The organism is Leclercia pneumoniae, assembly GCF_017348915.1.
Classification (GTDB): Bacteria; Pseudomonadota; Gammaproteobacteria; order Enterobacterales; family Enterobacteriaceae; genus Enterobacter; species Enterobacter pneumoniae.
In genome coordinates, this window is sequence record NZ_CP071383.1 from 719,205 (window position 1) to 745,515 (window position 26,311).

General features: G+C 54.5%; 21 protein-coding genes and 1 pseudogene. 10 read left to right on the forward strand and 12 right to left on the reverse strand.

Annotation, left to right across the window (positions count from 1 at the left end; all coding sequences use genetic code 11):
* Nucleotides 1–52: 52 nt before the first annotated feature.
* From secM to mutT, 3 genes are read left to right on the forward strand one after another with little or no spacing between them, the layout of a single operon-like run.
* Complete coding sequence (gene secM, locus JZ655_RS03360) at nt 53–553, forward strand: secA translation cis-regulator SecM (RefSeq protein WP_046884981.1); 501 nt, start codon at nt 53–55, stop codon at nt 551–553.
* A gap of 60 nt (nt 554–613) precedes the next feature.
* On the forward strand, nt 614–3,319 hold the full coding sequence (secA, locus tag JZ655_RS03365; protein ID WP_040077158.1) for a preprotein translocase subunit SecA: 2,706 nt from the start codon (nt 614–616) through the stop codon (nt 3,317–3,319).
* A 57-nt stretch (nt 3,320–3,376) separates the two neighbouring features.
* Nucleotides 3,377–3,769 (forward strand): 8-oxo-dGTP diphosphatase MutT, encoded by a 393-nt coding sequence (gene mutT, locus JZ655_RS03370; RefSeq protein ID WP_207292999.1) that lies wholly within the window; start codon nt 3,377–3,379, stop codon nt 3,767–3,769.
* Between the two features lie 34 nt (nt 3,770–3,803).
* Here the strand turns inward: mutT and yacG are convergent, their stop codons facing one another.
* Genes yacG through coaE form a run of 3 tightly spaced genes read right to left on the reverse strand, consistent with a single transcriptional unit; the run spans nt 3,804 to nt 5,371 of the window.
* Complete coding sequence (yacG, locus tag JZ655_RS03375; protein ID WP_040077156.1) at nt 3,804–3,998, reverse strand: DNA gyrase inhibitor YacG; 195 nt, start codon at nt 3,996–3,998, stop codon at nt 3,804–3,806.
* 9 nt (nt 3,999–4,007) lie between these two features.
* Nucleotides 4,008–4,751 (reverse strand): cell division protein ZapD, encoded by a 744-nt coding sequence (gene zapD / locus JZ655_RS03380; protein ID WP_207293000.1) that lies wholly within the window; start codon nt 4,749–4,751, stop codon nt 4,008–4,010.
* Nucleotides 4,751–5,371 carry a dephospho-CoA kinase gene (gene coaE / locus JZ655_RS03385; protein ID WP_040077154.1) on the reverse strand — a complete coding sequence of 207 codons (621 nt, stop codon included), beginning with the start codon at nt 5,369–5,371 and terminating at the stop codon, nt 4,751–4,753. Before coaE ends, zapD begins: the two co-directional genes overlap by 1 nt.
* A gap of 227 nt (nt 5,372–5,598) precedes the next feature.
* On the opposite strand from coaE, the gene JZ655_RS03390 reads away from it, so the two are divergent.
* Nucleotides 5,599–6,642: a GMP reductase gene (locus tag JZ655_RS03390; RefSeq protein ID WP_040077152.1), complete on the forward strand. Its 1,044-nt coding sequence runs from the start codon at nt 5,599–5,601 to the stop codon at nt 6,640–6,642.
* 31 nt (nt 6,643–6,673) lie between these two features.
* Here JZ655_RS03390 and hofC read toward each other — a convergent pair whose 3' ends face one another.
* The 4 genes and pseudogenes from hofC to nadC form a co-directional block, all read right to left on the reverse strand.
* On the reverse strand, nt 6,674–7,873 hold the full coding sequence (gene hofC, locus JZ655_RS03395) for a protein transport protein HofC (RefSeq protein WP_207293001.1): 1,200 nt from the start codon (nt 7,871–7,873) through the stop codon (nt 6,674–6,676).
* Nucleotides 7,863–9,248 (reverse strand): annotated as a pseudogene (gene gspE / locus JZ655_RS03400) (type II secretion system protein GspE). Before gspE ends, hofC begins: the two are co-directional and overlap by 11 nt.
* Nucleotides 9,238–9,696 carry a prepilin peptidase-dependent pilin gene (ppdD, locus tag JZ655_RS03405; protein WP_040077149.1) on the reverse strand — a complete coding sequence of 153 codons (459 nt, stop codon included), beginning with the start codon at nt 9,694–9,696 and terminating at the stop codon, nt 9,238–9,240. The pseudogene gspE and the gene ppdD overlap by 11 nt, the downstream one beginning before the upstream one ends.
* A gap of 191 nt (nt 9,697–9,887) precedes the next feature.
* A complete protein-coding gene (gene nadC / locus JZ655_RS03410; RefSeq protein ID WP_207293002.1) occupies nt 9,888–10,781 on the reverse strand; it encodes a carboxylating nicotinate-nucleotide diphosphorylase in 894 nt (297 codons plus the stop codon).
* A gap of 87 nt (nt 10,782–10,868) precedes the next feature.
* Between nadC and ampD the strand changes: the two genes are divergently transcribed.
* Complete coding sequence (ampD, locus tag JZ655_RS03415; protein ID WP_207293003.1) at nt 10,869–11,432, forward strand: 1,6-anhydro-N-acetylmuramyl-L-alanine amidase AmpD; 564 nt, start codon at nt 10,869–10,871, stop codon at nt 11,430–11,432.
* Nucleotides 11,429–12,283, forward strand: a complete 855-nt coding sequence (gene ampE, locus JZ655_RS03420; RefSeq protein ID WP_207293004.1) for a beta-lactamase regulator AmpE — start codon at nt 11,429–11,431, stop codon at nt 12,281–12,283. The genes ampD and ampE overlap by 4 nt, the downstream gene beginning before the upstream one ends.
* Nucleotides 12,284–12,301: 18 nt before the next feature.
* Here the strand turns inward: ampE and JZ655_RS03425 are convergent, their stop codons facing one another.
* From JZ655_RS03425 to aroP, 3 genes are all read right to left on the reverse strand, one after another.
* Nucleotides 12,302–13,252: a glycoside hydrolase family 43 protein gene (locus JZ655_RS03425; RefSeq protein ID WP_207293005.1), complete on the reverse strand. Its 951-nt coding sequence runs from the start codon at nt 13,250–13,252 to the stop codon at nt 12,302–12,304.
* A 10-nt stretch (nt 13,253–13,262) separates the two neighbouring features.
* A complete protein-coding gene (locus JZ655_RS03430; RefSeq protein WP_046884975.1) occupies nt 13,263–14,660 on the reverse strand; it encodes a glycoside-pentoside-hexuronide (GPH):cation symporter in 1,398 nt (465 codons plus the stop codon).
* Nucleotides 14,661–14,822: 162 nt separating this feature from the next.
* Entirely contained in the window at nt 14,823–16,196 is a 1,374-nt protein-coding gene (gene aroP, locus JZ655_RS03435) for an aromatic amino acid transporter AroP (RefSeq protein WP_207293006.1), read from the reverse strand.
* A 533-nt stretch (nt 16,197–16,729) separates the two neighbouring features.
* Between aroP and pdhR the strand changes: the two genes are divergently transcribed.
* The 4 genes from pdhR (at nt 16,730) to lpdA (ending at nt 23,794) form a co-directional block, all read left to right on the forward strand.
* A complete protein-coding gene (pdhR, locus tag JZ655_RS03440; protein WP_040077141.1) occupies nt 16,730–17,494 on the forward strand; it encodes a pyruvate dehydrogenase complex transcriptional repressor PdhR in 765 nt (254 codons plus the stop codon).
* A gap of 121 nt (nt 17,495–17,615) precedes the next feature.
* A complete protein-coding gene (aceE, locus tag JZ655_RS03445; protein WP_040077140.1) occupies nt 17,616–20,279 on the forward strand; it encodes a pyruvate dehydrogenase (acetyl-transferring), homodimeric type in 2,664 nt (887 codons plus the stop codon).
* 14 nt (nt 20,280–20,293) lie between these two features.
* Nucleotides 20,294–22,195 (forward strand): pyruvate dehydrogenase complex dihydrolipoyllysine-residue acetyltransferase, encoded by a 1,902-nt coding sequence (gene aceF / locus JZ655_RS03450; protein ID WP_207293007.1) that lies wholly within the window; start codon nt 20,294–20,296, stop codon nt 22,193–22,195.
* Nucleotides 22,196–22,369: 174 nt separating this feature from the next.
* Nucleotides 22,370–23,794 carry a dihydrolipoyl dehydrogenase gene (gene lpdA, locus JZ655_RS03455; RefSeq protein ID WP_046884973.1) on the forward strand — a complete coding sequence of 475 codons (1,425 nt, stop codon included), beginning with the start codon at nt 22,370–22,372 and terminating at the stop codon, nt 23,792–23,794.
* Nucleotides 23,795–23,843: 49 nt separating this feature from the next.
* Here the strand turns inward: lpdA and JZ655_RS03460 are convergent, their stop codons facing one another.
* Nucleotides 23,844–24,638: a DUF2950 family protein gene (locus JZ655_RS03460; protein ID WP_207293008.1), complete on the reverse strand. Its 795-nt coding sequence runs from the start codon at nt 24,636–24,638 to the stop codon at nt 23,844–23,846.
* A gap of 10 nt (nt 24,639–24,648) precedes the next feature.
* Nucleotides 24,649–26,166, reverse strand: coding sequence for a DUF3300 domain-containing protein (locus tag JZ655_RS03465; protein WP_207293009.1), 1,518 nt, complete (start codon nt 26,164–26,166; stop codon nt 24,649–24,651).
* Between the last annotated feature and the right edge of the window lie 145 nt (nt 26,167–26,311).

The following is a 26,311-nucleotide window of genomic DNA, read 5'->3' on the forward strand; positions in this document are numbered from 1 at the left end:
ATAAACAAAATCAAATTGTGAGCCTTGTGGCTCTCTTATTGTGGTGGGGCAATTGAGCGGAATTCTGACGCGCTGGCGACAATTTGGCAGACGTTACTTCTGGCCGCATCTCCTGTTGGGGATGGTCGCGGCGAGTCTCGGTTTGCCTGCGCTCAGCAACAGCGCTGAGGCATCGACGCCGGCGAAGACGTCCGCCACCCATGATTTCACCACCCACGTTAATTTCACCAATCTTGCGCTGCTGGAAGCGAACCGCCGTACCAATTTCACGGTGGATTACTGGCACCAGCATGCGATTCGTACCGTCATTCGTCATCTCTCATTTGCGATGGCGCCGCAGGCGCTGCCTGCCATCGAAGAGTCGCTGCCAGTACAGGCGCACCATCTTGCGCTGCTTGATACGCTCAACACGCTGCTAACGCAGCAGAGTAAACCGCTGGCTACCCTGCCTCAGCCTGCGGTTATCTCGTTAGCCCCGGAATCGACCTTCTTTGTATCCGCCTGGATAAGCCAGGTGCAGGGTATCCGCGCCGGGCCTCAACATCTCAGTTAAATTAATCGTTTTTTAATCACTTAATTTATCTATCCTGACCGGGATGTTTGAGATTTTATTATGCTAATCAAATTATTAACTAAAGTTTTTGGTAGTCGTAACGATCGTACCCTGCGCCGCATGCGTAAAGCTGTCACCGTCATCAATGGCCTTGAGCCAGAAATGGAAAAACTGTCCGATGACGAGCTGAAAGCGAAGACCGCTGAATTCCGCGCGCGTCTTGAAAAAGGCGAGACCGTAGAAAGCCTGATTCCTGAAGCATTTGCTGTGGTACGTGAGGCGAGTAAGCGCGTATTTGGGATGCGTCACTTCGACGTGCAGCTGTTGGGTGGTATGGTCCTGAACGATCGCTGCATCGCAGAGATGCGTACCGGTGAAGGTAAAACCCTGACCGCAACGCTGCCAGCGTACCTGAACGCGCTCTCCGGCAAAGGCGTTCACGTGGTAACCGTCAACGACTATCTGGCGCAGCGTGACGCCGAAAACAACCGTCCCCTGTTCGAATTCTTGGGCATGACCGTAGGCATCAACATGTCTGGTCTGCCAGCACCCGCCAAGCGTGAAGCGTATAACGCCGACATCACTTACGGGACCAACAACGAATACGGCTTCGACTACCTGCGTGACAACATGGCGTTTAGCCCGGAAGAGCGCGTACAGCGTAAACTGCACTATGCGCTGGTGGATGAAGTTGACTCCATTCTCATCGATGAAGCACGTACGCCGCTGATCATCTCCGGTCCGGCGGAAGACAGCTCTGAAATGTACCGCAAGGTCGACAAAATCATCCCACATCTGATTCGTCAGGAAAAAGAGGACTCGGATACCTTCCAGGGTGAAGGCCACTTCTCTGTGGATGAAAAAGCGCGTCAGGTTAACCTGACCGAACGCGGCCTGGTGCAAATTGAAGAGCTGCTGGTTGCGCAGGGCATTATGGACGAGGGTGAGTCACTCTACTCCCCGACCAATATCATGCTCATGCACCACGTCACCGCTGCGCTGCGTGCTCACGTCCTGTTTACCCGCGACGTTGATTACATTGTGAAAGACGGCGAAGTGATCATCGTTGATGAGCACACTGGCCGTACCATGCAGGGCCGCCGCTGGTCCGACGGTTTGCATCAGGCTGTCGAAGCCAAAGAGGGCGTCGACATCCAGAATGAAAACCAGACGCTGGCGTCTATTACCTTCCAGAACTACTTCCGTCTGTACGAGAAGCTGGCAGGCATGACCGGTACGGCAGATACTGAAGCCTTCGAATTCAGTTCTATCTATAAGCTGGATACCGTTGTGGTGCCGACCAACCGTCCGATGATCCGTAAGGACATGCCGGATCTGGTCTATATGACCGAAGCAGAAAAAATTCAGGCCATCATTGAAGATATTCGCGATCGTACCGCTGCCGGTCAACCGGTGCTGGTAGGTACGATTTCCATCGAAAAATCGGAAGTGGTCTCGAATGAACTGACGAAAGCAGGTATCAAGCACAACGTACTGAACGCCAAATTCCACGCGAAAGAGGCAGATATCGTTGCGCAGGCGGGTTATCCCTCTGCCGTGACCATCGCCACCAACATGGCAGGCCGTGGTACCGATATCATGCTGGGTGGTAGCTGGCAGGCTGAAGTGGCCGAGCTGGAAAATCCAACTCCGGAGCAGATTGCTCAGATCAAAGCCGAGTGGCAGGTGCGTCACGACGCAGTGCTGGCCGCAGGTGGCTTGCATATTATCGGCACGGAACGTCATGAATCACGTCGTATCGATAACCAGCTGCGTGGCCGTGCGGGTCGTCAGGGTGATGCCGGTTCTTCTCGCTTCTACCTGTCTATGGAAGATGCCCTGATGCGTATTTTCGCCTCCGACCGCGTTTCCGGCATGATGCGTAAGCTGGGGATGAAGCCGGGTGAAGCCATCGAGCACCCATGGGTGACCAAAGCGATTGCCAACGCACAGCGTAAAGTAGAAAGCCGCAACTTCGATATTCGTAAACAGCTGCTGGAATACGATGATGTAGCGAACGACCAGCGTCGTGCGATCTACACCCAGCGTAACGAACTGCTGGACGTGTCTGATGTGAGCGAAACCATCGACAGCATCCGCGAAGACGTCTTCAAAGCAACTATCGACGGACATATTCCTCCGCAGTCCCTGGAAGAGATGTGGGACGTGGAAGGGCTGCAGGAGCGCCTGAAAAACGACTTCGACCTCGACCTGCCGATTAAAGAGTGGCTGGATAAAGAGCCAGAGCTGCATGAAGAGACGCTGCGTGAACGCATCTTCGCTTCTGCGGTAGAAGTCTATAAACGCAAAGAAGAGGTTGTGGGTGCAGAGATGATGCGCCACTTCGAAAAAGGCGTAATGCTGCAGACGCTGGACTCTCTTTGGAAAGAGCACCTGGCCGCGATGGATTATCTGCGTCAGGGTATCCACCTGCGTGGCTATGCGCAGAAAGATCCTAAGCAGGAGTACAAGCGTGAGTCCTTCGCGATGTTCGCCGCCATGCTGGAGTCACTCAAATATGAAGTGATCAGCACCCTGAGCAAAGTTCAGGTCCGTATGCCGGAAGAGGTGGAAGCGATGGAGCAGCAGCGTCGTGAAGAAGCTGAGCGTCTGGCCCAGATGCAGCAGCTAAGCCACCAGACGGATGACAGCGAGGCCGCAGCCGCTATTGCCGCGCAGAGTGGGGATCGCAAAGTGGGTCGCAATGATCCTTGCCCATGTGGTTCGGGTAAAAAATATAAGGCGTGCCACGGTCGCCTGAGCTAAGTGATGAACTGACTAAAAAGGCGCAGCTTTCTGCGCCTTTTTTATAGGTGTAATTCGATGAAAGTATTGAATATCTCAACCGGTATTATCCGTAACGCGAAACAGCAAATTTTTATCACTCAGCGTGCCGCCGACGCCCATATGGCCAACAAGTGGGAATTTCCGGGCGGTAAGATTGAAGCGGGCGAAAGTGCAGAGCAGGCGCTGGTGCGTGAATTACAGGAAGAGGTTGGCATCACTCCTCAGGGTGCGACGCTTTATGAAAAACTGGAGTACCAGTTTCCCGATCGCCATATCACTCTGTGGTTCTGGCTGGTGGAGAGCTGGGACGGTGAGCCGTGGGGCAAGGAGGGGCAGCCAGGGAGCTGGGTTGCGCAAAGTGAGCTGGATGCGGAGAAGTTCCCACCTGCGAACGAGCCGGTGATTTCACGCCTGAAACGGGGTCAGTGAGTCTGCCGGACTATGCGCCGGCAGGCTTTGCGTCTTAGCGCTGTTCCTCGCTCCAGTCATCGCTGTCTGAGAGATCGCCCGCGCTGGGAATACGTTTCTCTTCGGCAGCCCATTCACCCAGATCAATAAGCTGACAACGCTTGCAACAAAATGGGCGAAACGGACTTTGCTCGCTCCAGACCACGGCTTTACCGCAGGTCGGGCAGTTTACTGTCGTAACATCAGACATCTTTACTCCTTAACAACACGCCAGCTCGAAATCGAGACGTTCTGGCACCACGCCATGTTCGCTATCTAACGGCATAAAACGGATCGCAAAACGGCTTTTATGGCCTGAAATCTGCGGGTAGAGCTGCTCGTCCAGCGCCAGATTCAGACGCAGCAGGTCGGCATCTTCTCCATTATCCTGGTAAAAACCATTCAGACTGGTCTGTTTACGGAACTGAGCCGAGTTGCGAATCAAATCCAGAATTAAGGATAAGGCCTGAATAAGCGGCTCCAGGCTCTGAAGCCAACTCTGGACCTGCGCATCACGTTGCGCCTGGGGCATATGCAGCCAAATGTGCAGGGTGGGTAAATCAAAACTACAGCAGCCACCCGGGATGCTCAAACGCTGACGTACCAGCGCAATCAGACGATCTTCACGCAAGAACTGGCCAATACGCGGCGTACTCATCAGTATTCCGCTGCTGTTTTTTAGCTGCTGACGCAGCGCGTCGATACGACTGTTATCTACTCCAGGGACTTCAGCCCATGCCTGCAGTTTACGATGCTGGCGCTCCAGCTCTTTTAACAGCTCCGTACGGACTTCACCGCGCTCTAACACATCCAGCAGATCGCCAACATTGCGAAAGAAGTGCAGGGCTGAGGTGTGGTTATTAACCGGAAGAGAATTTGACAGCTGCTGGACTAAAAACTCGATGCGCAACCAGGTACGCATTTTTTCATTGAGCGGATGCTCAAACAGAATGTGGGTGTGCATTATGGCTTTTCCTGTGAATCGGCCTGCGCTGCAAGTTGCAGGTATTGTGCATGCAGGCGGGCAACAGCGGATGCAATGGCATCCGGTGCGCCGTCATTATTAATAACATCATCCGCGACGGCAAGGCGTGCTTCACGCGTGGCCTGCGCGGCCAGAATAGTTTCCGCATGATGGCGCGCAACATTATCACGCGCCATGGTGCGCTGAATTTGGGTCTCTTGAGAGACGTCGACCACCAGAATCCGATCGGCTTTATCGTGCAGACGATTCTCCACCAGCAGGGGGACCACCCACATTACGTAAGGTGAGGTTGCTGCAGCAATCTGCCGTTGAGTCTCTTGCTGAATTAAGGGGTGGAGGAGGGCGTTGAGCCAGGCTTTTTCGTCGGGATGAGAGAAGATACGCTCGCGCAACATGCGACGATTTAACGTGCCATCCGGCGCAATAAGCTGGCTACCAAAATGTTCGGCAATGGCCTGAAGTGCGGGTGTATTGGGTTCTACCACCTGACGGGCAATAATATCGGCGTCAATTATCGTGACACCCAGATGAGAGAAGGCGTCAGCAACAGTGCTTTTGCCACTACCAATGCCCCCCGTTAACGCAACGATGTACCCCATTAAACAAAATCCTGGGAATTATTCATTATTAAAATCAATTGCTTAAAATTTAATCATTCAGCAATCAAGGTTAAGCCCTGTTTACTTACTTTTGAGCAGGTAAATTTATAGGATTGTAGCGTAAAAAAAGAGAATTTCGCAGTCTTGCGCAGCCAGTATTAGTGCGTATGATAGCGTCACTGGAGTTGTGAGTTTCGTTTTTCGCCATTGACCCCAGGAATCCGCTAATGCGTATCGAAGAAGATTTGAAGTTAGGTTTTAAAGACGTTCTTATCCGCCCTAAACGCTCTACCCTCAAGAGCCGCTCAGACGTTGAACTCGAACGTCAATTCACCTTCAAACATTCTGGTCAGACCTGGTCTGGTGTGCCAATTATCGCCGCCAACATGGATACCGTGGGTACTTTTGCGATGGCGACTGCTCTGGCAAGCTTCGACATTCTGACCGCGGTGCATAAGCATTACAGCGTGGAAGAGTGGAGTGCGTTCGCCAGCGCCGCTTCCGAGAACGTGCTGAAGCACGTCATGGTTTCTACCGGCACCTCTGATGCCGATTTCGAGAAAACCAAACAAATCCTTACCGCTAACCCGGCCCTGAACTTTGTCTGTATCGATGTGGCTAACGGTTACTCCGAACACTTCGTACAGTTCGTTAGCAAGGCGCGCGAAGCCTGGCCAACGAAGACCATTATCGCGGGCAACGTGGTAACCGGCGAAATGTGTGAAGAGCTGATTCTTTCTGGCGCTGACATCGTAAAAGTTGGTATCGGTCCGGGCTCCGTCTGCACCACTCGCGTCAAAACCGGTGTCGGCTATCCCCAACTCTCTGCAGTCATTGAGTGTGCCGATGCGGCGCATGGCCTGGGCGGGCAAATCATCAGCGATGGCGGTTGCACCACACCCGGTGACGTGGCTAAAGCGTTCGGCGGCGGCGCAGATTTCGTGATGCTGGGTGGGATGCTGGCAGGGCATGAAGAGAGCGGTGGCAACATCGTTGAAGAGAATGGCGAGAAATTCATGCTCTTCTACGGCATGAGTTCCGAATCCGCCATGACCCGACACGTCGGGGGTGTAGCGAAATACCGCGCCGCTGAAGGAAAAACCGTGAAGCTGCCTCTGCGTGGCCCGGTGGATCACACCGCACGCGACATTCTGGGCGGCCTGCGTTCAGCTTGTACCTACGTGGGTGCATCTCGCCTGAAAGAGCTGACTAAGCGCACGACCTTTATCCGTGTTCAGGAACAGGAAAACCGCGTTTTCAATAGCCTGTAATCCTTCTCGCTGGCGCCTCAGCGCGCCAGCGTTATCCCCCGCTCATCGCATCCCCCAAATGAAATATAGGCAAGTACATCGCCACCACCAGCGTGCCAATAATGACGCCCGTCACAATCAACAGGAGCGGTTCCAGCAGAGACGCGAGGTCATCCGCGTGTTGAAAGGTCTTCGCATTATGATGCTGCGCCAGGTTATAGAGCATGGTATCCAGTGCGCCAGAAACTTCGCCGGTGCGAACCAGTTGAATGCAGAGTGGCGTAAACAGGCCGGCAGTGTTGAATGCTGACCAGATGGGCGAGCCCTGCATCACGCGGTGGCGAATCGCCTGCAGTTTGTCGCGCCAGAATGGGCACTCCATTGTCTCTTCGGTGCTCTCCAGCCCCTGCAGAAAGGTGATGCCTGCCTGTTGGGTGAGTGACAGCACGGTAAATATTTGGCTAAGCTTTTGACCCCGCACAAGCGTACCGATCAGGGGGCACCTAAGGAGCAGGCGCATCGTCACGCTTTGCCATGGCGGGTGGCGACGCAGGCCCATCAGGCCTAAACCAGCAGCAACCAGCAGAACCAAAAAGACCCAACCCCAGCGTTGTAAAAACGCGGCTGCGGCCATCACGCCCTGCGTGAGTGCGGGTAAAGGTGTATTAAAGGTTTTGTAGATAGCAGCAAATTCGGGTAGGACCATCGTCACCATCGCCAGTACGACGGCGATGGCCAGCGAAAGGATGATAATCGGGTAGCGGAGTGCCTTTTTAACCTTTGCGCTGAGCTGCTGTTGCGTTTTTTGCTGAATAGCGAGCTGACGGCAACACTCATCGAGCTTACCGGTCAGTTCTCCGGTTTTCATCATTGAGATGTAGAGCGCCGGGAACACGCCAGGCCATTTCTTGAGCGTATCGGAAAAGGGGCTACCCGCGCTGAGATCCTCGGCGACGCTCTGCAATAGCGCCTGCCAGTGTTTAAGCGGATGCTGCTGTGCAAGTAGCTCCAGAGAGGCCGATAACGTTAAACCTGCCTGCAGCAACGTAGCCAACTGATGGATGACCTCATAACGATCCTGGGGCTGCCAGTGCGCCTGACGCAGCGTGCCGCGACGCAGTGACAGCGGGAAAAGCGTCTTATCTTGCAGCTTTTGCCATGCACTTTCACGGTCAGGGGCCAGGATGGCCCCCTCTATGCTTACGCCCTGCTGATCGAGGGCGCGCCATCGCCAAAGCTGTTCACTGGCCATGAGGCATTCCTAACACGCGCACCAGCTCCTCCAGCGTGGTTTTCCCTTCTTCCACGGCCATACAGCCATGTTCGAACAGCGTCATCATGCCTGCCTGACGTGCATGCGCTTCAATCTCTTCAACTGGCGCACCACGCGCAATGGCCAGGCGTAGATCGCTACTGATCGCCATCACTTCAAATATCGCCACCCGGCCATAAAAACCATGATAACAACGGTCACAGCCAGCGGGCAGCCAGTGCGGCAGCGGCCCTGGCCACAATGTGCCGGGCAGCGGCACTTCGCGCTCTGCCTGTTGTCGGCAATGAGGGCAGAGTCGACGTACTAGGCGTTGCGCGATAACCAGCGATAACGCCGATGAGATCATCCAGCGCGCCACCCCCATCTGCTGCAAACGCACCAGCGTCTCTGCGGTTGAGTTGGTGTGCAGGGTGGAAAGCACCAGATGTCCGGTTTGAGCCGCATTCATAGCAATTTCCGCTGTTTCACCGTCACGGATTTCGCCCACCATAATGATATCCGGGTCTTGCCTAAGAAAAGCGCGCAGTACGCTCTGGAACGTTAATCCTGCCCGGGGATTGATCTGCGTCTGATTCAGACCCTCCAGGGGGATTTCGATGGGATCCTCAACGCTGCAGATGTTCACTTCAGGCGCATTGCGCGTCTGGAGGGCACTATATAGGGAGACTGTTTTCCCACTTCCGGTGGGGCCGGTCACCAGGATTAGCCCTTGCGGTTTCATCAACGCCTCACGAAAACAGTGCAACTGAGAAGAGGCCATCCCCAACTGGTCAAGCTGATGGGCTTGTTGTACCTGTTGAAGCAGGCGGAGTACGATTTTTTCGCCGCGACGGCAGGGCAGGGTGGCGATGCGAAACGACACCGGTGCGCCCGAGAGTTCAACCGTGAATTGCCCATCCTGCGGCAGCCGACGTTCGGCGATATCGAGATTGCCAAGCACCTTAAGTCGTGCCGTCAGGCTAGTACCCAGCGCCACGGAGAGGGGCTGCTGGGAATAGAGCACGCCATCAATGCGTAGCCGAATTTGCCAGCTCTCATCTGCAGGTTCGATATGAATATCCGAAGCACGCTGTTCAAGGGCGTGACTCAACGTACGATTGAGGATCTCCACCGCCGTACGGCCGGTATCGGCCTGGACGGGAAGATGGGATTGCGAGGCCGCCTGTCGGTATTTCTCCATGCGTTCGGCACTCCAGCATTCAATATCGACGTTTTATTGCGTTGCGAAGCGCAGTGCATCCAGCATCTCTGACGCCGGTTGGCCCAGCACGGCAATGCTCAACCGTGCCTCGGTGCTGTTGAGGAGTAGCGCGTTATGGCGCTGACACAGCGCCATCAGTTTCTCAGGATTCATCTGCCTCTCCTGCTGGATCCGTAAAGCGGAACACATCTTCGCAGGCCTGCTTCAGGGCGCTGTCATCGCTGATCGTGCAAGTGCGAGTCCAGCCCGTAATGCCGTTGCCATTATCCCAGACTGGGGTCAGGGCTACGCTCAGGCCATTCAGACTCTCCTGACCCGTCAGGGTCACAGCACCATTGGCGACAGACATCGCAGAGACGTAGCGGGACGTCGCCGGAGAGGGGATACCATTCGCACCCGCGTCGCAGCTATCCGTTCCGCCATGATCCAGCGCGCAGAGTTCGACTGCGGTGCGGTAAGGAATAAAGGTTTGTAGCATGTCGGTGAGGGCCGCTTTTCGCAGATAGTTTTGATAAGCGGGGATGCCAATGGCGCTCAGTATCGCGATGATCCCTATGACCACCATCAGTTCAATTAGCGTAAATCCTTGTTGTCTGTTCATGTGTCGCTCCTGTGGTTAACTGGCGACACTGTGTCAGCCTGTTATCGTCAGGGCGAGCGACAAAAATGGTTTCGTGGAGGCGGCTTCAGAAGGTTATGACGCGCTTGCAGAGAGGAGAAACAACGCTGCGAGAAGGATCGTAAAAGGGGCGGAGAAAAGCCCGACCGGAGCGCCGGCCGGGTGAGCGGGAACTATTTAAAACGCATCGACAGGTCGAGCGCGCGCACGTGCTTGGTCAGCGCTCCGACGGAGATATAGTCAACGCCTGTCTGGGCGAACTCACGGATTGTTTCATGCGTGACGTTGCCCGAGACCTCCAGGCGAGCCTGGCCCTGGGTACGTTTCACGGCTTCACGCATCTGATCGGTCGTGAAGTTATCCAGCATGATGATATCGGCCCCGGCTTTCAGCGCCTCTTCCAGTTCATCCAGGCTTTCTACCTCCACTTCTACCGGCACATCCGGATGCAGCCAGAAGGCTTTCTCTACCGCCTGGCGTACGGAGCCAGAGGCGATAATGTGGTTTTCTTTGATCAGAAACGCATCGGATAACCCTAAGCGATGGTTCGCCCCGCCACCGCAGATGACGGCGTATTTCAGCGCCGTGCGCAGGCCTGGTAGGGTTTTACGGGTGTCCAGTAGCTGAGTATGCGTACCTTCCAGTAAGGCCACGTAACGGTGTACTTCGCTGGCCACGCCTGACAGGGTTTGCACAAAATTGAGTGCGGTACGTTCACCCGTCAGCAACACGCGGGAAGGGCCATTGAGTTCAAACAGCGGCTGATTTTCGGTCACGCTATCGCCATCCGCAACATGCCAGGTGACCTGCACCTCATCTCTCGCCAGCTGGGTAAAGACCTCTTCTACCCAGCGTTTACCACAGAAGATCCCCGCTTCACGGGTGATCACCACCGCGTGAGAGTGCGCTTCTTTTGGCAAAAGCAGAGCAGTGATGTCGTTGTCGGCGTTAACATCGCCTCCCAGATCTTCGCGCAGGGCGTGCGCGACACTTGCCGGTATATCCAGATTAATACGTTCCAGAAGTGCGTCACGTCTCTGGTCGGGGTTGTAGCGGCGAGGCGGCATGATAAAACTCCAAATTGGTAACGAATCATAAGATTGAAACATGCTACTCTGAACCGGGTATCAGCACCATAAATAAGGAGAGCCCGCATGCAGTTGGAACATGGATGGCTGGTGGATGCACGGCGTGTGCCCTCGCCACACCACGATTGCCGCCCTGAAGAGGTCACCCCCTCGCTGTTGGTGGTGCATAACATCAGTCTGCCACCGGGGGAGTTCGGGGGCCCATGGATTGACGCGCTCTTTACCGGAACGATAGATCCCAACGCGCACCCCTTCTTTGCGGAAATCGCGCATTTGCGGGTTTCTGCCCACTGCCTGATTCGCCGTGATGGCGAAATCGTCCAGTATGTTCCTTTTGACAAGCGAGCCTGGCATGCGGGCGTATCGACTTATCAAGGGCGAGAACGCTGTAATGATTTCTCCATCGGAATAGAGCTGGAAGGCACAGATGTGCTGCCCTATACCGATGCGCAATATCATGCGCTGGTTGCGATAACCTGCCTGCTGATCGCGTGCTATCCGGAAATGGCTAACCACATTACCGGGCATAGTGATATCGCACCGGTGAGAAAAACCGATCCCGGCCCGGCCTTTGACTGGAGCCGATTCCACGCCATGCTTAACGCTTCGTCAGACAAGGAGATGACATGACGTTGTTCACCATACTGCTGGTTATGATCGCTGAGCGCTTATTTAAGCTGGGCGAACACTGGCAACTGGATCACCGGTCGGAGATCTTTTTCCGTCGGATTAAACATTTCTCGTTACTGCGTACGTTAATAATGACCGCCGGCGTCATGTTGGTGGTCTTCTTGCTGTTACGCGCCTTACACGGCCTCTTTTTTAACGTCCCTTTGCTGGTGGTCTGGATTTTGCTCGGCGTGCTCTGTATTGGTGCCGGGAAAGTGCGTTTGCACTACCACGCTTACCTGAAAGCGGCTGCGCGCAACGACAGCCACGCCCGGGGTACCATGGCCAGCGAGTTAACTCTTATTCACGGTGTGCCGCCTGACTGCGACGAGCGGGAGTTTCTGCGCGAGCTGCAAAATGCCTTGCTGTGGATTAACTACCGTTTCTATCTGGCGCCGCTGTTCTGGTTTGTGGTTGGCGGCCCGTGGGGCCCGGTGCTGCTGATGGGCTATGCGTTTTTACGCGCCTGGCAGAGCTGGCTGGCGCGCTACCTGACACCACACGAACGACTGCAATCAGGCATTGATGCCATTCTGCATGTGCTGGACTGGCTGCCGGTGCGCCTGGTCGGTGTAGTCTATGCCTTGATTGGTCATGGTGAAAAAGCGTTACCTGCCTGGTTTGCGTCGCTCGGGGATCGCCGCACCTCGCAATATCAGGTTCTGACCCGACTTGCGCAGTTCTCGCTGGCGCGCGAGCCGCATACCGACAAAATCGCCACGCCAAAAGCTGCCGTGTCGATGGCCAAGAAAACCTCGTTTGTTATCGTGGTGATTGTGGCGCTGCTAACGATTTACGGCACGCTGATCTAAACCCGCGTGCCGTAACTGTTACTCGCTATCTGCAGGCGGGATGCCGAAATCTGGCATCCCGTTTTCGTTCCAGTGAACTAACTTCAGGCGGGTATGGCGGTTGGGATCGTAAAGCGGGTCGCCTTCTATCTCGGTATAGTTGCGCGCATGATAGACCAGCACATCTTCCCCATCAGCCGTCTGCGTGAAGCTATTATGCCCCGGGCCGTACTGACGGTTTTCATAGCTGGTGGTGAAGACCGGCTGCGGCGATTTGTGCCAGTTCGCCGGATTACGCGGGTCGGCATCTTTCTCGATCCACAGCAGGCCCATACAGTAATTTTCATCGGTCGCGCTGGCGGAGTAACTGATAAACAGACGATTACCATGGCTTAAGATAGCCGGCCCTTCGTTCACCAAAAAGCCCCGGCACTCCCAGTCGAATTCCGGTTTGCTTAGCAGAACGGGTTCGCCTTTCAGCGTCCAGGGATTCTCCATTTCGCACAGATAAAGATTGGAGTTTCCGGCAATATCCGGTGCTTTCTGCGCCCATAAATACCAGCGTTTGCCCTGATGAATAAAGGTGGTGGCATCCAGGGCAAACGTATCGTACTGCGTCTTAATCTGCCCTTTCTCCACCCACGTACCGGTGAGCGGATCGCTGTCGCTACACTCCAGCGCGTACATTCGATGCTGGAACATCCCGAGCTCATCCAGCGCCTGAGTATGGGCGGCGGCAAAGTAGATATACCACTTGCCGTCTATCGCATGCAGCTCGGGCGCCCAGATGAGATTACCCATCGGGCCGCTGTCCGGTTTATGCCAGACCACCACCTCTTGCGCATCACGCAGGCCTTCCAGGGTATCGGCGCGGCGAATCGCCAGCCGGTTGTACTCCGGCACCGAGGCGATAAAGTAATACTGTTCCTCATGCCGGAGAATATAGGGATCGGCACCTTGCTCAATAAACGGGTTTGGCCAGTGACGCATTTCGCGCTCCTTATTTGGTCTCTGCGGCTTTCAAATCCTGATAGTCGCTCAGCTCTCGATAGTTGGTACGGCGTTTTTCCAGGTCCGCCTGAATCTGCTTCATGGTTTCACGGTCGACTTTCAGCAGACGAACCACACCTGCGGTAATCAGATACCCTACGCCCGGAATGACGGTAAAGAGCAGGACGATCCCGTTGATGGCGTCTGCGCTTTGCGCTTTGGCACCCGCATCGTAGCCATACCAGGAGAGCAGGAAACCGACCATCGCCCCGGCAATCGCCAGACCCAGCTTCAGGAAGAAGATGTTGCCGGAGAAGCTGATACCCGTAATACGTTTGCCGGTTTTCCACTCGCCGTAATCATCCACATCCGCCATCAGCGACCAGTGCAGTGGAGACGGGATCTGGTGCAGGATGTTCAGCAGGAAGTAGAGCACGATAATGGTCATCGTGGCTTTAGGGTCAAAGAAGTAGAAGGCGCAAGAGAAAATCGCCAGCACGATATTGGTCCAGAAGAAGACTTTCAGTTTACACCAGCGGTCAGTCAGCACTTTCGCCAGCATGCTGCCGATCATCATGCCCACCACGCCCAGGCTGATAAACAGGGTGGCGAAATGAGTGCTCTCACCCATAACCCAGGTGACGTAATACATGGTGGCGGCCATGCGGATAAAGCCCGGGCAGACGTTGCAGATGGTCAACAGCAGGATGCGCACCCACTGGTCGTTTTTCCATACGTCTTTAAGGTCGTTTTTGAGTTCATCGTTGGTCTGTACCGCAGGGCGTACTCGTTCGCGCACGGTAGAGAAGCTGAACAGGAACATACAGGTACCAATGAGCGCCAGCACCGTCATTGCCATCTGGTAGCCTTTCGCTTTGTTTTCTCCGCCGAACCAGTCAGCCATCGGCAGCAATGTCAGCGACAGCAGTAGCGTAGCAATACCGACCATGACAAAACGGTAAGACTGGCAGGCCACGCGCTCTTTAGGATCATTCGTGATCACGCCCCCGAGGGAGCAGTACGGAATATTGATGGCCGTATAGGTCAGTGACAGCAGGAAATAGGTGACAAACGCATAGATAACTTTGCTGTTATAGCTCCACTCGGGGGTGGTGAACATCAGAATGCTAAACAGCGCGTAAGGGAAGGCAATCCACAACAACCATGGACGAAAACGACCATATTTGCTGCGGGTTCGGTCGGCGATAGCCCCCATGATCGGATCGGTTATTGCATCGATGACGCGCACCGACAGCAGTAATACGCCGACCAGCGCAGGCGCCAGCCCGAAAATATCCGTATAAAAATAGTTAACAAACAACATTATGGCGCCGAAGATGATGTTACATCCCGCGTCACCCATCCCATAGCCGATCTTTTCTTTCACTGAAAGTTTATTGTTATCCATCGACATTTCTCCGCGTTACGATATGGAGAGAATTATTTGCTGCCAAAGCAATTTATGCGTTGCAGTATAAAGGCGCTGATATGGAAGAATGTGCTATGGATGAGAAAGTGTGAGGAAGGTAACAGGCTCTGTGCCCGCAGAGGGGCACAGAGAGAGGCAGGATTAATGTACTTTTACCGTTTTGGCGTTCTTTTGCTTAAACAGGTAGCCCACGCCGAGGATCACGATCCAGACCGGGATGAGATACACAGAGATAGCCATACCCGGCGTCATCAGCATAATCACCAGCACCGCTGCCATAAACAGCAGACAGACATAGTTACCCAGCGGATAGAGCAGGGCAGGGAAGCGCGTTTTGACGCCCTGCTGCTGCTTGGCACGGCGGAACTTGATGTGCGCCAGGCTGATCATGGCCCAGTTGATGACCAGGGCAGAAACCACCAGCGCCATCAGCAGGCCAAAGGCCGATTCCGGTGCCAGGTAGTTGATCAGCACGCACAATGCAGTGACCACGGCTGAAACAATAATGGTGTTCACCGGTACGCCACGCTTGTCGACGTTAAGCAACGCTTTCGGGGCATTGCCCTGCTGGGCGAGGCCAAACAGCATACGGCTGTTGCAGTAAACGCAGCTGTTGTAAACGGAGAGCGCAGCGGTCAAGACAACAACGTTCAGCGCGTTTGCCACAAAGGTGTCACCCAGCTCGTGGAAGATCAGTACGAACGGGCTGGTGTCAGCGGTAACGCGCGTCCACGGCAGCAGCGAGAGCAGCACGGCCAGTGAACCCACATAGAAGATCAGAATACGGTAGATAACCTGATTGGTTGCTTTCGGGATGCTCTGCTCCGGGTTGTCGGCTTCGGCGGCGGTAATGCCCACCAGTTCCAGACCGCCGAAGGAGAACATAATTATCGCCATCATCATCACCAGACCGGTCATGCCGTGCGGCAGGAACCCGCCCTGCTCCCAGAGGTTACGCACGGTGGCTTGTGGACCACCGTTACCGCTGAACAGGAGCCAGCCGCCGAACAGGATCATGGCGACGACGGCAATGACTTTAATAATGGCAAACCAGAACTCCATCTCACCAAACACTTTTACGTTGGTCAGGTTGATGGCGTTAATAATGACAAAGAAGGCTGCAGCGGAAATCCAGGTCGGGACTTCCGGGTACCAGAACTGAATGTATTTACCCACCGCGGTCAGCTCAGCCATCGCCACCAGGACGTACAGCACCCAGTAGTTCCAGCCAGATGCAAACCCGGCGAAGCTTCCCCAGTATTTATAGGCGAAGTGGCTGAATGAACCCGCTACAGGCTCCTCCACGACCATTTCCCCCAGCTGGCGCATAATCAGAAATGCAATAAAGCCGGCAATGGCATAACCCAGAATAATGCCAGGACCCGCAGACTGAATAACGGACGCGCTGCCCAGGAACAGACCCGTGCCAATAGCGCCGCCCAGCGCGATAAGCTGAATATGGCGGTTTTTAAGGCCGCGCTTTAGCTGATCGCTGTGCTGTTGACCTTCCATCATGAAACCTCGTGTGTGTTTGTTATGTTCACGCTCAGGCGTGTGTAATTATGAAATTCCATTTCATGTATTTATTTCTTTACGGTGGAATTGGCCTAAAATACAGGCCATGACTTCCGTTAACGCCAGAATAGTGTTAAGCGCCCGCGAATGCACCTGCTTTATGAAAGGAAGATGACGAGTTGAATAAAAAGAAACCAGTTGTTAATCGACTCGTTTAACCCCTTTTATCTGTGTATAGAATAAAAATGCTCTCTAAGTGGCGCATATTTCATAATTTGGCGAGGTGAATCGGTTCAGATTGAGTATTTTGCGTTTCATTAAAGTTAAAACTGCCTCTTTATGGGTAATGATTTCATTTGGGCAAAGTTACATTTCTGAAACGTTATTTCTGTAAGGTTGTTAAAATGTGCCGGGTTTAATGATTTCAATCAAAACCAATATGGACACAAGGTGAATACTTTGTTACTTTAGCGATACGAACATGAAATTGGTAAGACCAATTTACTCCGGGCAAAAGGCGTAAGACAGGGAATATGGCCTACAGCAAAATTCGCCAACCTAAACTTTCTGATGTGATAGAGCAGCAGCTGGAGTTTTTAATCCTCGAGGGGACACTGCGCCCCGGCGAAAAACTCCCGCCTGAACGCGAGCTGGCAAAACAGTTCGACGTTTCCCGCCCCTCGCTGCGTGAGGCGATCCAACGTCTCGAAGCCAAGGGCCTGCTGCTTCGTCGCCAGGGCGGCGGAACTTTTGTGCAAAACAGCCTGTGGCAGAGCTTCAGCGATCCGCTGGTAGAACTTCTCTCTGACCACCCAGAATCCCAGTTTGACTTGCTTGAGACCCGTCACGCGCTTGAAGGCATCGCGGCTTATTACGCGGCCCTGCGCAGCAATGATGCCGATCGCGACCGTATTCGCGAACTGCATCAAGCCATTGAACGGGCACAGCAGTCCGGCGATTTAGACGCCGAGTCCGATGCCGTTGTCCAGTATCAAATCGCTGTTACCGAAGCAGCCCACAATGTTGTGCTCCTCCATCTGCTACGCTGCATGGAGCCGATGCTGGCCCAGAACGTTCGTCAGAATTTTGAATTGTTGTATGCCCGTCGGGAAATGCTCCCACTGGTAAGCAACCATCGCACCCGAGTATTCGAGGCGATAATGGCCGGGGAGCCGGAGCAGGCGCGTGAAGCGTCGCACCGTCACCTGGCTTTCATTGAGGAAATCTTGCTGGACCGCAGCCGTGAACAGTCGCGTCGCGAACGTTCATTACGCCGCATACAGCAACGAAAGGATTAAGCGCCAGTTTTTTAGAGCGCGGCAACTAAACGCAGAACCTGTCTTATTGTGTTTTCTGGCGAAAATACAATGGGACAGGTTCCAGACAAATCAACGTATTAGATAGATAAGGAATACCCCCATGTCAGAACGTCTCCAAAATGACGTGGATCCGATCGAAACTCGCGACTGGCTACAGGCGATCGAATCGGTCATCCGTGAAGAAGGTGTTGAGCGTGCTCAGTATCTGATTGATCAGCTGCTTTCTGAAGCTCGCAAAGGCGGCGTGAAAGTGGCTGCAGGTGCAGGGGCTAACAACTACGTAAACACGATTGCCGTCGAAGACGAACCGGAATACCCGGGCAATCTGGATCTGGAACGTCGTATCCGTTCTGCAATCCGCTGGAACGCCATCATGACCGTTCTGCGCGCATCCAAGAAAGACCTGGAACTGGGTGGCCACATGGCATCCTTCCAGTCTTCTGCCACCGTTTACGAAGTGTGCTTTAACCACTTCTTCCGTGCGGCCAACGAGAAAGACGGCGGCGACCTGGTGTACTTCCAGGGCCACATCTCTCCGGGCATCTATGCACGTGCCTTCCTGGAAGGTCGTCTGACTGAAGAGCAGATGAACAACTTCCGTCAGGAAGTTCACGGTAAAGGTCTGTCTTCTTACCCGCACCCTAAACTGATGCCTGAATTCTGGCAGTTCCCGACCGTATCCATGGGTCTGGGTCCAATCGGTGCGATCTATCAGGCTAAATTCCTGAAGTATCTGGAACACCGTGGTCTGAAAGACACCTCTGAGCAAACCGTTTACGCCTTCCTGGGCGACGGTGAGATGGATGAGCCAGAATCTAAAGGTGCGATTACCATCGCAACCCGTGAGAAGTTGGACAACCTGTGCTTCATCATCAACTGTAACCTGCAGCGTCTGGATGGTCCGGTAACCGGCAACGGCAAGATCATCAACGAACTGGAAGGCATCTTCGCAGGTGCTGGCTGGAACGTGATTAAAGTCATGTGGGGCGGTCGTTGGGATGAGCTGCTGCGTAAAGACACCAGCGGTAAACTGATCCAGCTGATGAACGAAACCGTTGACGGCGACTACCAGACCTTCAAATCCAAAGACGGTGCCTACGTGCGTGAGCACTTCTTCGGCAAATACCCTGAAACTGCCGCACTGGTTGCAGACTGGACTGATGAGCAGATCTGGGCGCTGAACCGTGGTGGTCACGATCCGAAGAAAGTCTACGCTGCACTGAAAAAAGCGCAGGAAACCAAAGGTAAAGCGACCGTCATCCTGGCCCACACCGTTAAAGGCTACGGCATGGGTGATACCGCTGAAGGTAAAAACATCGCTCACCAGGTTAAGAAAATGAACATGGACGGCGTGCGTTATATCCGCGACCGTTTCAACGTTCCAGTGACCGATGAGCAGGTTGAAAACCTCTCTTACATCACCTTCCCGGAAGGTTCTGAAGAGCACAAGTACCTGCACGAACGTCGTCAGGCGCTGAAAGGCTACCTGCCTGCTCGTCAGCCTAACTTCACCGAGAAACTCGAACTGCCTGCGCTGGAAGACTTCTCTCAGCTGCTGGAAGAGCAGAACAAAGAGATCTCTACCACCATCGCTTTCGTGCGTGCCCTGAACGTGATGCTGAAGAACAAGTCGATCAAAGATCGTCTGGTTCCAATCATCGCCGACGAAGCGCGTACTTTCGGTATGGAAGGTCTGTTCCGTCAGATCGGTATCTACAGCCCGAACGGCCAGCAGTACACCCCGCAGGACCGTGAGCAGGTTGCATACTACAAAGAAGACGAGAAAGGTCAGATCCTGCAGGAAGGTATCAACGAGCTGGGTGCAGGCGCGTCCTGGCTGGCTGCTGCGACCTCTTACAGCACCAACAACCTGCCGATGATCCCGTTCTACATCTACTACTCCATGTTCGGTTTCCAGCGTATCGGTGACCTGTGCTGGCAGGCTGGCGACCAACAGGCTCGCGGCTTCCTGGTCGGTGGTACTTCCGGTCGTACGACTCTGAACGGTGAAGGTCTGCAGCACGAAGATGGTCACAGCCACATTCAGTCTCTGACTATCCCTAACTGTATCTCTTACGACCCGTCTTACGCGTACGAAGTGGCAGTCATCATGCACGACGGTCTGACCCGTATGTACGGTGAAGCGCAAGAGAACATTTACTACTACATCACCACGCTGAACGAAAACTACCACATGCCGGCTATGCCGGAAGGTGCCGAGGAAGGTATCCGTAAAGGTATCTACAAACTCGAAACCCTCGAAGGTAGCAAAGGTAAAGTTCAGCTGCTGGGCTCCGGTTCTATCCTGCGTCACGTTCGTGAAGCGGCTCAGATCCTGGCGAAAGACTACGGTGTGGGTTCCGATGTGTACAGCGTAACCTCCTTCACTGAACTGGCGCGTGATGGCCAGGATTGTGAACGCTGGAACATGCTGCACCCAATGGAAACTCCGCGCGTTCCGTACATCGCTCAGGTGATGAACGATGCACCAGCGGTGGCATCTACTGACTATATGAAACTGTTCGCTGAGCAGGTTCGTACTTACGTACCAGCGGATGATTATCGCGTTCTGGGTACTGACGGCTTCGGTCGTTCTGACAGCCGCGAAAACCTGCGTCACCACTTCGAAGTTGATGCTTCTTACGTGGTTGTAGCAGCCCTGGGCGAACTGGCTAAACGTGGCGAAATCGATAAGAAAGTGGTTGCGGATGCAATTACCAAATTCAACATCGATGCAGAAAAAGTTAACCCGCGTCTGGCGTAAGAGGTAAAAGAATAATGGCTATCGAAATCAATGTACCGGACATCGGAGCTGATGAAGTTGAAATCACCGAGATCCTGGTCAAAGTAGGCGACAAAGTTGAAGCTGAACAGTCGCTGATCACCGTAGAGGGTGACAAAGCCTCTATGGAAGTCCCGTCTCCTCAGGCTGGCATCGTTAAAGAGATCAAAGTCTCTGTTGGCGATAAAACCGAGACCGGCAAACTGATCATGATTTTCGATTCCGCCGACGGTGCAGCTGATGCTGCACCTGCTAAGGCAGAAGAGAAGAAAGAAGCCGCTCCGGCTGCAGCACCTGCTGCTGCGGCAGCGAAAGACGTTAATGTGCCTGACATCGGCGGTGACGAAGTTGAAGTCACTGAAATCCTGGTGAAAGTGGGCGACAAAGTTGAAGCTGAACAGTCCCTGATCACTGTAGAAGGCGACAAAGCCTCTATGGAAGTCCCGGCGCCGTTCGCGGGTACCGTTAAAGAGATCAAGATCAACACCGGTGACAAAGTCTCTACCGGCTCCCTGATCATGGTCTTTGAAGTGGCTGGCGCTGAAGGCGCGGCGGCTCCGGCGAAAGCCGAAGCGGCTCCGGCACAGGCGTCTGCACCAGCAGCGGCTGGCGGTGCGAAAGACGTTAACGTACCGGACATCGGCGGTGACGAAGTTGAAGTGACCGAAGTGATGGTAAAAGTGGGCGACAAAGTTGCCGCTGAACAGTCACTGATCACCGTTGAAGGCGACAAGGCTTCTATGGAAGTCCCTGCGCCGTTCGCCGGTACCGTTAAAGAGATCAAAATCAGCACCGGCGACAAAGTCTCTACCGGTTCTCTGATCATGGTCTTCGAAGTAGAAGGCGCTGCACCTGCGGCCGCTCCGGCTGCCGCTGCTGCTCCAGCTCCGTCTGCTGCACCGGCTCAGGCTGCTAAACCTGCTGCGGCCCCTGCTGCAAAAGCGGAAGGCAAATCTGAGTTCGCTGAAAACGACGCTTACGTCCACGCAACACCGCTGATTCGTCGCCTGGCGCGCGAGTTCGGTGTGAACCTGGCGAAAGTGAAAGGGACCGGTCGTAAAGGTCGTATCCTGCGCGAAGACGTTCAGAGCTACGTGAAAGACGCGGTGAAACGCGCCGAAGCTGCACCTGCTGCAGCCGCTGGCGGCGGTATCCCGGGCATGCTGCCATGGCCAAAAGTGGACTTCAGCAAGTTCGGCGAAATCGAAGAAGTGGAACTGGGCCGTATCCAGAAAATCTCGGGTGCTAACCTGAGCCGTAACTGGGTGATGATCCCGCACGTTACTCACTTCGACAAGACCGATATCACCGATCTGGAAGCGTTCCGTAAACAGCAGAACGCCGAAGCTGAGAAGCGTAAACTGGATGTGAAATTCACCCCAGTGGTCTTCATCATGAAAGCGGTTGCTGCGGCGCTGGAACAGATGCCTCGCTTCAACAGCTCCCTGTCTGAAGATGGCCAGAAGCTGACGCTGAAGAAATACATCAACATCGGTGTTGCGGTTGATACGCCAAATGGTCTGGTTGTTCCGGTCTTCAAAGACGTGAACAAGAAGAGCATTACCGAGCTGTCCCGTGAACTGACCACCATCTCCAAAAAAGCGCGTGATGGTAAGCTGACTGCCGGCGAAATGCAGGGCGGCTGCTTCACTATCTCCAGCATCGGCGGCCTGGGTACTACCCACTTCGCGCCGATTGTGAACGCGCCGGAAGTGGCGATCCTCGGTGTGTCCAAGTCGGCGATGGAGCCGGTGTGGAATGGTAAAGAGTTTGTGCCGCGTCTGATGATGCCAATCTCTCTCTCCTTCGACCACCGCGTGATCGACGGTGCTGATGGTGCGCGTTTCATCACCATCATCAACAACACCCTGAGCGACATTCGCCGCCTGGTGATGTAATCGAAAAGCCGGCCAGTCGGCCGGCTTTTTTCTGGTAACCTCGGCGCGTCAGCAAGGTTACTGCGAAAGCGAGAATTCATGAGCCGTTTGTTGTTTCAAAATTGTTAACAATTTTGTAAAATACGGGCGGATAGAACGACCCGGTGGACGACGGGTATAAATTAAGAGGTCATGATGAGCACAGAAATCAAAACTCAGGTCGTAGTACTTGGGGCAGGCCCGGCAGGTTATTCCGCAGCATTCCGCGCGGCGGATTTAGGTCTGGAAACCGTCATCGTAGAACGTTACAACACCCTTGGCGGTGTTTGTCTGAACGTCGGCTGTATCCCTTCTAAAGCGTTGCTGCACGTAGCGAAAGTTATCGAAGAAGCCAAAGCACTGGCTGAACACGGTATTGTCTTCGGCGAGCCGAAAACTGACATCGACAAAATTCGTACCTGGAAAGAGAAAGTTATCACTCAGCTGACCGGCGGTCTGGCGGGTATGGCCAAAGGCCGTAAAGTGAAAGTGGTAAACGGTCTGGGTAAATTCACCGGCGCGAACACCCTGGAAGTGGAAGGCGAGAACGGTAAAACCGTGATCAACTTCGACAACGCGATCATCGCCGCGGGTTCTCGTCCAATTGAACTGCCGTTCATTCCACATGAAGATCCACGCGTGTGGGACTCTACCGATGCGCTGGAGCTGAAAGAAGTACCTAAGCGCCTGCTGGTTATGGGTGGCGGTATCATCGGTCTGGAAATGGGTACTGTGTACCACGCGCTGGGTTCAGAGATTGACGTGGTTGAAATGTTCGACCAGGTTATCCCGGCTGCAGACAAAGACATCGTTAAAGTCTTCACCAAGCGCATCAGCAAGAAGTTCAACCTGATGCTGGAAACCAAAGTGACTGCCGTTGAAGCGAAAGAAGACGGTATTTACGTTTCCATGGAAGGCAAAAAAGCCCCTGCTGAACCACAGCGTTACGACGCCGTGCTGGTGGCAATCGGCCGTGTGCCGAACGGTAAAAACCTCGACGCGGGCAAAGCTGGCGTGGAAGTGGACGACCGTGGCTTCATCCGCGTTGACAAGCAGCTGCGTACCAACGTGCCGCACATCTTTGCTATCGGCGACATCGTCGGTCAGCCAATGCTGGCGCACAAAGGTGTTCACGAAGGTCACGTTGCCGCGGAAGTTATCGCTGGCATGAAGCACTACTTCGATCCAAAAGTAATCCCATCTATCGCCTACACTGAGCCAGAAGTTGCCTGGGTTGGTCTGACTGAGAAAGAAGCGAAAGAGAAAGGCATCAGCTACGAAACCGCCACCTTCCCGTGGGCTGCTTCTGGCCGTGCTATCGCTTCCGACTGCGCAGACGGTATGACCAAGCTGATCTTCGACAAAGAATCTCACCGTGTGATCGGTGGTGCGATTGTCGGCACCAACGGCGGCGAGCTGCTGGGCGAAATCGGCCTGGCGATCGAAATGGGCTGTGACGCTGAAGACATCGCGCTGACCATCCACGCTCACCCAACTCTGCACGAGTCCGTGGGCCTGGCGGCAGAAGTGTTTGAAGGTAGCATCACCGACCTGCCAAACGCTAAAGCGAAGAAGAAGTAAGTTCTTCCTGAATGCGAAACGCCTCCTCCGGAGGCGTTTTTTTTTGCCTTTAGTCCGGGGCGACAGGCTGCCAGGTTTTATCCGGGCGATAGGCGGTCAATGCCTGCGCTTTCTGGGCTGAATCAGGGCCTAAGTTAGTTTGATACACCCTATCATCCTGATTAATCACGAAGCTCATCACCCCTGTCTGACCGTATACAACCGGCCAGGCTATCATGGCAAAGCCTTTTCCCTCCGGCAAAATGCGGAACCGATATCCATTATAGCCCGCACCGGATGTAGTTGGGCTAAATGCCGGGCCGAGCGGGCTGGGCGCTTCTCCGGGGGCGGCGGGCCAGTAGAGGCCATCCTTCTTCCCCTCTGTGCTGACAATTTTGTCGGCGTAACGTTGAGTGACTGCAAAATAGCGTTGCTGGGCATCTACGTAGGCGTGCAGCGCATCTATCGCGGCCAGTTCATTGCGGCCAATCTCGCGGGTCAGGATCGCTTCTGCCGCCTCTTTGATGTCAAATTGCCAGCCAGAAGCGGTTCTCATCACGGGTATCGGTAATTGCCAGTCGTGGCTCCCCACCATCAGGTGTGCGGTATCGCCGTTGACCACCGTGTTATGACGGACTTTCCAGTCGCGCATGAAGCGATCGACAGCCCCGGGATCGGCCCCTTCCGGCGGTAAGATATCGCGCCAGTTTCCCCCCAGCAGGCTACTCATCGCCTTTTCATTTTGCTCACTGATGGCCGTTGCCAGCGCATCGGTCGCTTGCTCTGGCGTGCTGAAAGATTGCTGCGCCAGCGCGGCGGTCGAAAGCAGGCATATCGCCATTCCGCAGAGTAATTTATTTTTCATGTCGGCTCCCTTAGCGGTGAAGGAATTCACGATGTTCAGCATGTCCGGCTGGCATCTCACGGGGTTGATGTTGGCGAGTCGCCAGTTGTCGGCTCTGCGCACCGCGCTGCTGCTGGGCCTGCCAGTTAGCGGAGCGGCTGTCGTTACCGCTCAGCGCATTGGCGCGGTTCTGGTTGATGCGCTGCTGAACATCACGTTGCTGCCCGGAGTGTGAAACCCGATTTTCGGGGCTGCGTGCCAGGGGCTCGCGGCGCGCATGTTGCGCCGTTTGATGACCGCTGTCGTAGCCACGGTAGTTGTTGCGCCGGGAGATCTGCCTGAGCTGTTCCGTAGACGCCTGGCGCTGCGCGTCCCGGGTGGCTGGTCGCACGGTCTGCGCAAGGGTTTTGCCGGTCGATTTCTCCATCTGGTTCAGGGCTGCCTGACGCTGACCCTCCCTGTTGACCGGTTTTTGCTGTGTCGAACTCAGCCCGGCAGTCGCGTGGGTGGAGTGAAAACGATCGCTGAGCTGGCTGGTAGGATAGGGTATCCCCTCCCGATAGGCCGGATTATGTTGCCAGCGACGGCTGGCGTCCGTCAGGTGCTGTCCGCTGATTTTGTTGAAATTATTAACGTTGATATTGATGTTGTTATCACCGTTGCGGTTATAGCCGCCGTGATGATCCCAGTCATCATCGTGATGATGGTGATCCCAGTCGTCATCCCAGTTGATATTGCTGAAGAGGGCATAGGTGGTCGCCACGCCCAGGCTGAAGCCTAAACCTTTCACCAGGCTGTTAGTGAACTGCTCGCCGGGGGAAGGGGGTAAATAGACCGGCGGATAAGCGCTGTTGGGCCAGGTGCCATACAGAGTGTTGGGATTATAGGTTGGAACATACACGACCTGCGGGTCGGCCGATTCAATCTTAATCACCGTTGGGCTTGCGGTGGGTGTGGCTATCTGGCTGGCGGCCGTTGTCGCCGGGGCCGATTTTGTCACTGTGGTGACTTTTTGCTGTGGTGTCGATTGTAATGCTCCGGCCTGTTGCGCCAGTAAACGCAGGCGTTGCACCGAGTCCATCACATCTTTCGGTTGTGCAAGAAACGCATCGCCCAGGTTTTGTACCCAGGGCGGGTTTTCACCCATCAGGGACATGAGCTGTGGAAATGCCACCAGCGATTTTACTGACGGGTCCCACGGTTGCGCAGCAACGGCCCGAATAGCTGCATCGCCCTGCATTCTGGGATTGTCTTTTGACCATTGCGCCGCCTGCAGGACATTGGTCGGATAGGTCGAGGCCATCAAAATTTGCGACAGCAGGGCATCCGGGTAGAGCGCGATGGGGGCAACCCACTGATCGATCTGCGCGGCTGTGAAGGCTGGCGCAACGACGGGATCGGTGACAGGGGCCGCAGGTTGTGCCGCTGTGGGTTGTGCTGCTGGTGCTGGTGGGGTTGTGCGGCTGTTAACGAACATCGCGCCTGAGGCGGCGAACAGCCCGGCACTGCACAGAAGGACAAGCAGAGGGGGCTTAAAGGGCATCTTCATAATATGACTCCAACGAGACCAGCGCTGTGTCGCGCGGCGTTACGGTTGGCGCGAGTATTATTCACCCGCCTTTTTACTTTTTGACTTTTATTGGTAATGGCCCGGTACATCCGGATAAAGAGTGTGAGTATTTATTACGCATTGA

Bases quoted from the DNA above. Each gene is read 5' to 3' on its own strand.
- zapD (WP_207293000.1), bottom strand. From the start codon at position 4,751: ATGCACACCCACATTCTGTTTGAGCATCCGCTCAATGAAAAAATGCGT.
- yacG (WP_040077156.1), bottom strand. From the start codon at position 3,998: ATGTCTGATGTTACGACAGTAAACTGCCCGACCTGCGGTAAAGCCGTG.
- JZ655_RS03460 (WP_207293008.1), bottom strand. From the start codon at position 24,638: ATGAAAAATAAATTACTCTGCGGAATGGCGATATGCCTGCTTTCGACC.
- mutT (WP_207292999.1), top strand. From the start codon at position 3,377: ATGAAAGTATTGAATATCTCAACCGGTATTATCCGTAACGCGAAACAG.
- JZ655_RS03425 (WP_207293005.1), bottom strand. From the start codon at position 13,252: ATGCGTCACTGGCCAAACCCGTTTATTGAGCAAGGTGCCGATCCCTAT.
- JZ655_RS03465 (WP_207293009.1), bottom strand. From the start codon at position 26,166: ATGAAGATGCCCTTTAAGCCCCCTCTGCTTGTCCTTCTGTGCAGTGCC.
- aceF (WP_207293007.1), top strand. From the start codon at position 20,294: ATGGCTATCGAAATCAATGTACCGGACATCGGAGCTGATGAAGTTGAA.
- lpdA (WP_046884973.1), top strand. From the start codon at position 22,370: ATGAGCACAGAAATCAAAACTCAGGTCGTAGTACTTGGGGCAGGCCCG.
- ampD (WP_207293003.1), top strand. From the start codon at position 10,869: ATGCAGTTGGAACATGGATGGCTGGTGGATGCACGGCGTGTGCCCTCG.
- hofC (WP_207293001.1), bottom strand. From the start codon at position 7,873: ATGGCCAGTGAACAGCTTTGGCGATGGCGCGCCCTCGATCAGCAGGGC.
- ppdD (WP_040077149.1), bottom strand. From the start codon at position 9,696: ATGAACAGACAACAAGGATTTACGCTAATTGAACTGATGGTGGTCATA.
- JZ655_RS03430 (WP_046884975.1), bottom strand. From the start codon at position 14,660: ATGGATAACAATAAACTTTCAGTGAAAGAAAAGATCGGCTATGGGATG.
- coaE (WP_040077154.1), bottom strand. From the start codon at position 5,371: ATGGGGTACATCGTTGCGTTAACGGGGGGCATTGGTAGTGGCAAAAGC.
- ampE (WP_207293004.1), top strand. From the start codon at position 11,429: ATGACGTTGTTCACCATACTGCTGGTTATGATCGCTGAGCGCTTATTT.
- nadC (WP_207293002.1), bottom strand. From the start codon at position 10,781: ATGCCGCCTCGCCGCTACAACCCCGACCAGAGACGTGACGCACTTCTG.
- pdhR (WP_040077141.1), top strand. From the start codon at position 16,730: ATGGCCTACAGCAAAATTCGCCAACCTAAACTTTCTGATGTGATAGAG.
- aroP (WP_207293006.1), bottom strand. From the start codon at position 16,196: ATGATGGAAGGTCAACAGCACAGCGATCAGCTAAAGCGCGGCCTTAAA.
- aceE (WP_040077140.1), top strand. From the start codon at position 17,616: ATGTCAGAACGTCTCCAAAATGACGTGGATCCGATCGAAACTCGCGAC.
- secA (WP_040077158.1), top strand. From the start codon at position 614: ATGCTAATCAAATTATTAACTAAAGTTTTTGGTAGTCGTAACGATCGT.
- JZ655_RS03390 (WP_040077152.1), top strand. From the start codon at position 5,599: ATGCGTATCGAAGAAGATTTGAAGTTAGGTTTTAAAGACGTTCTTATC.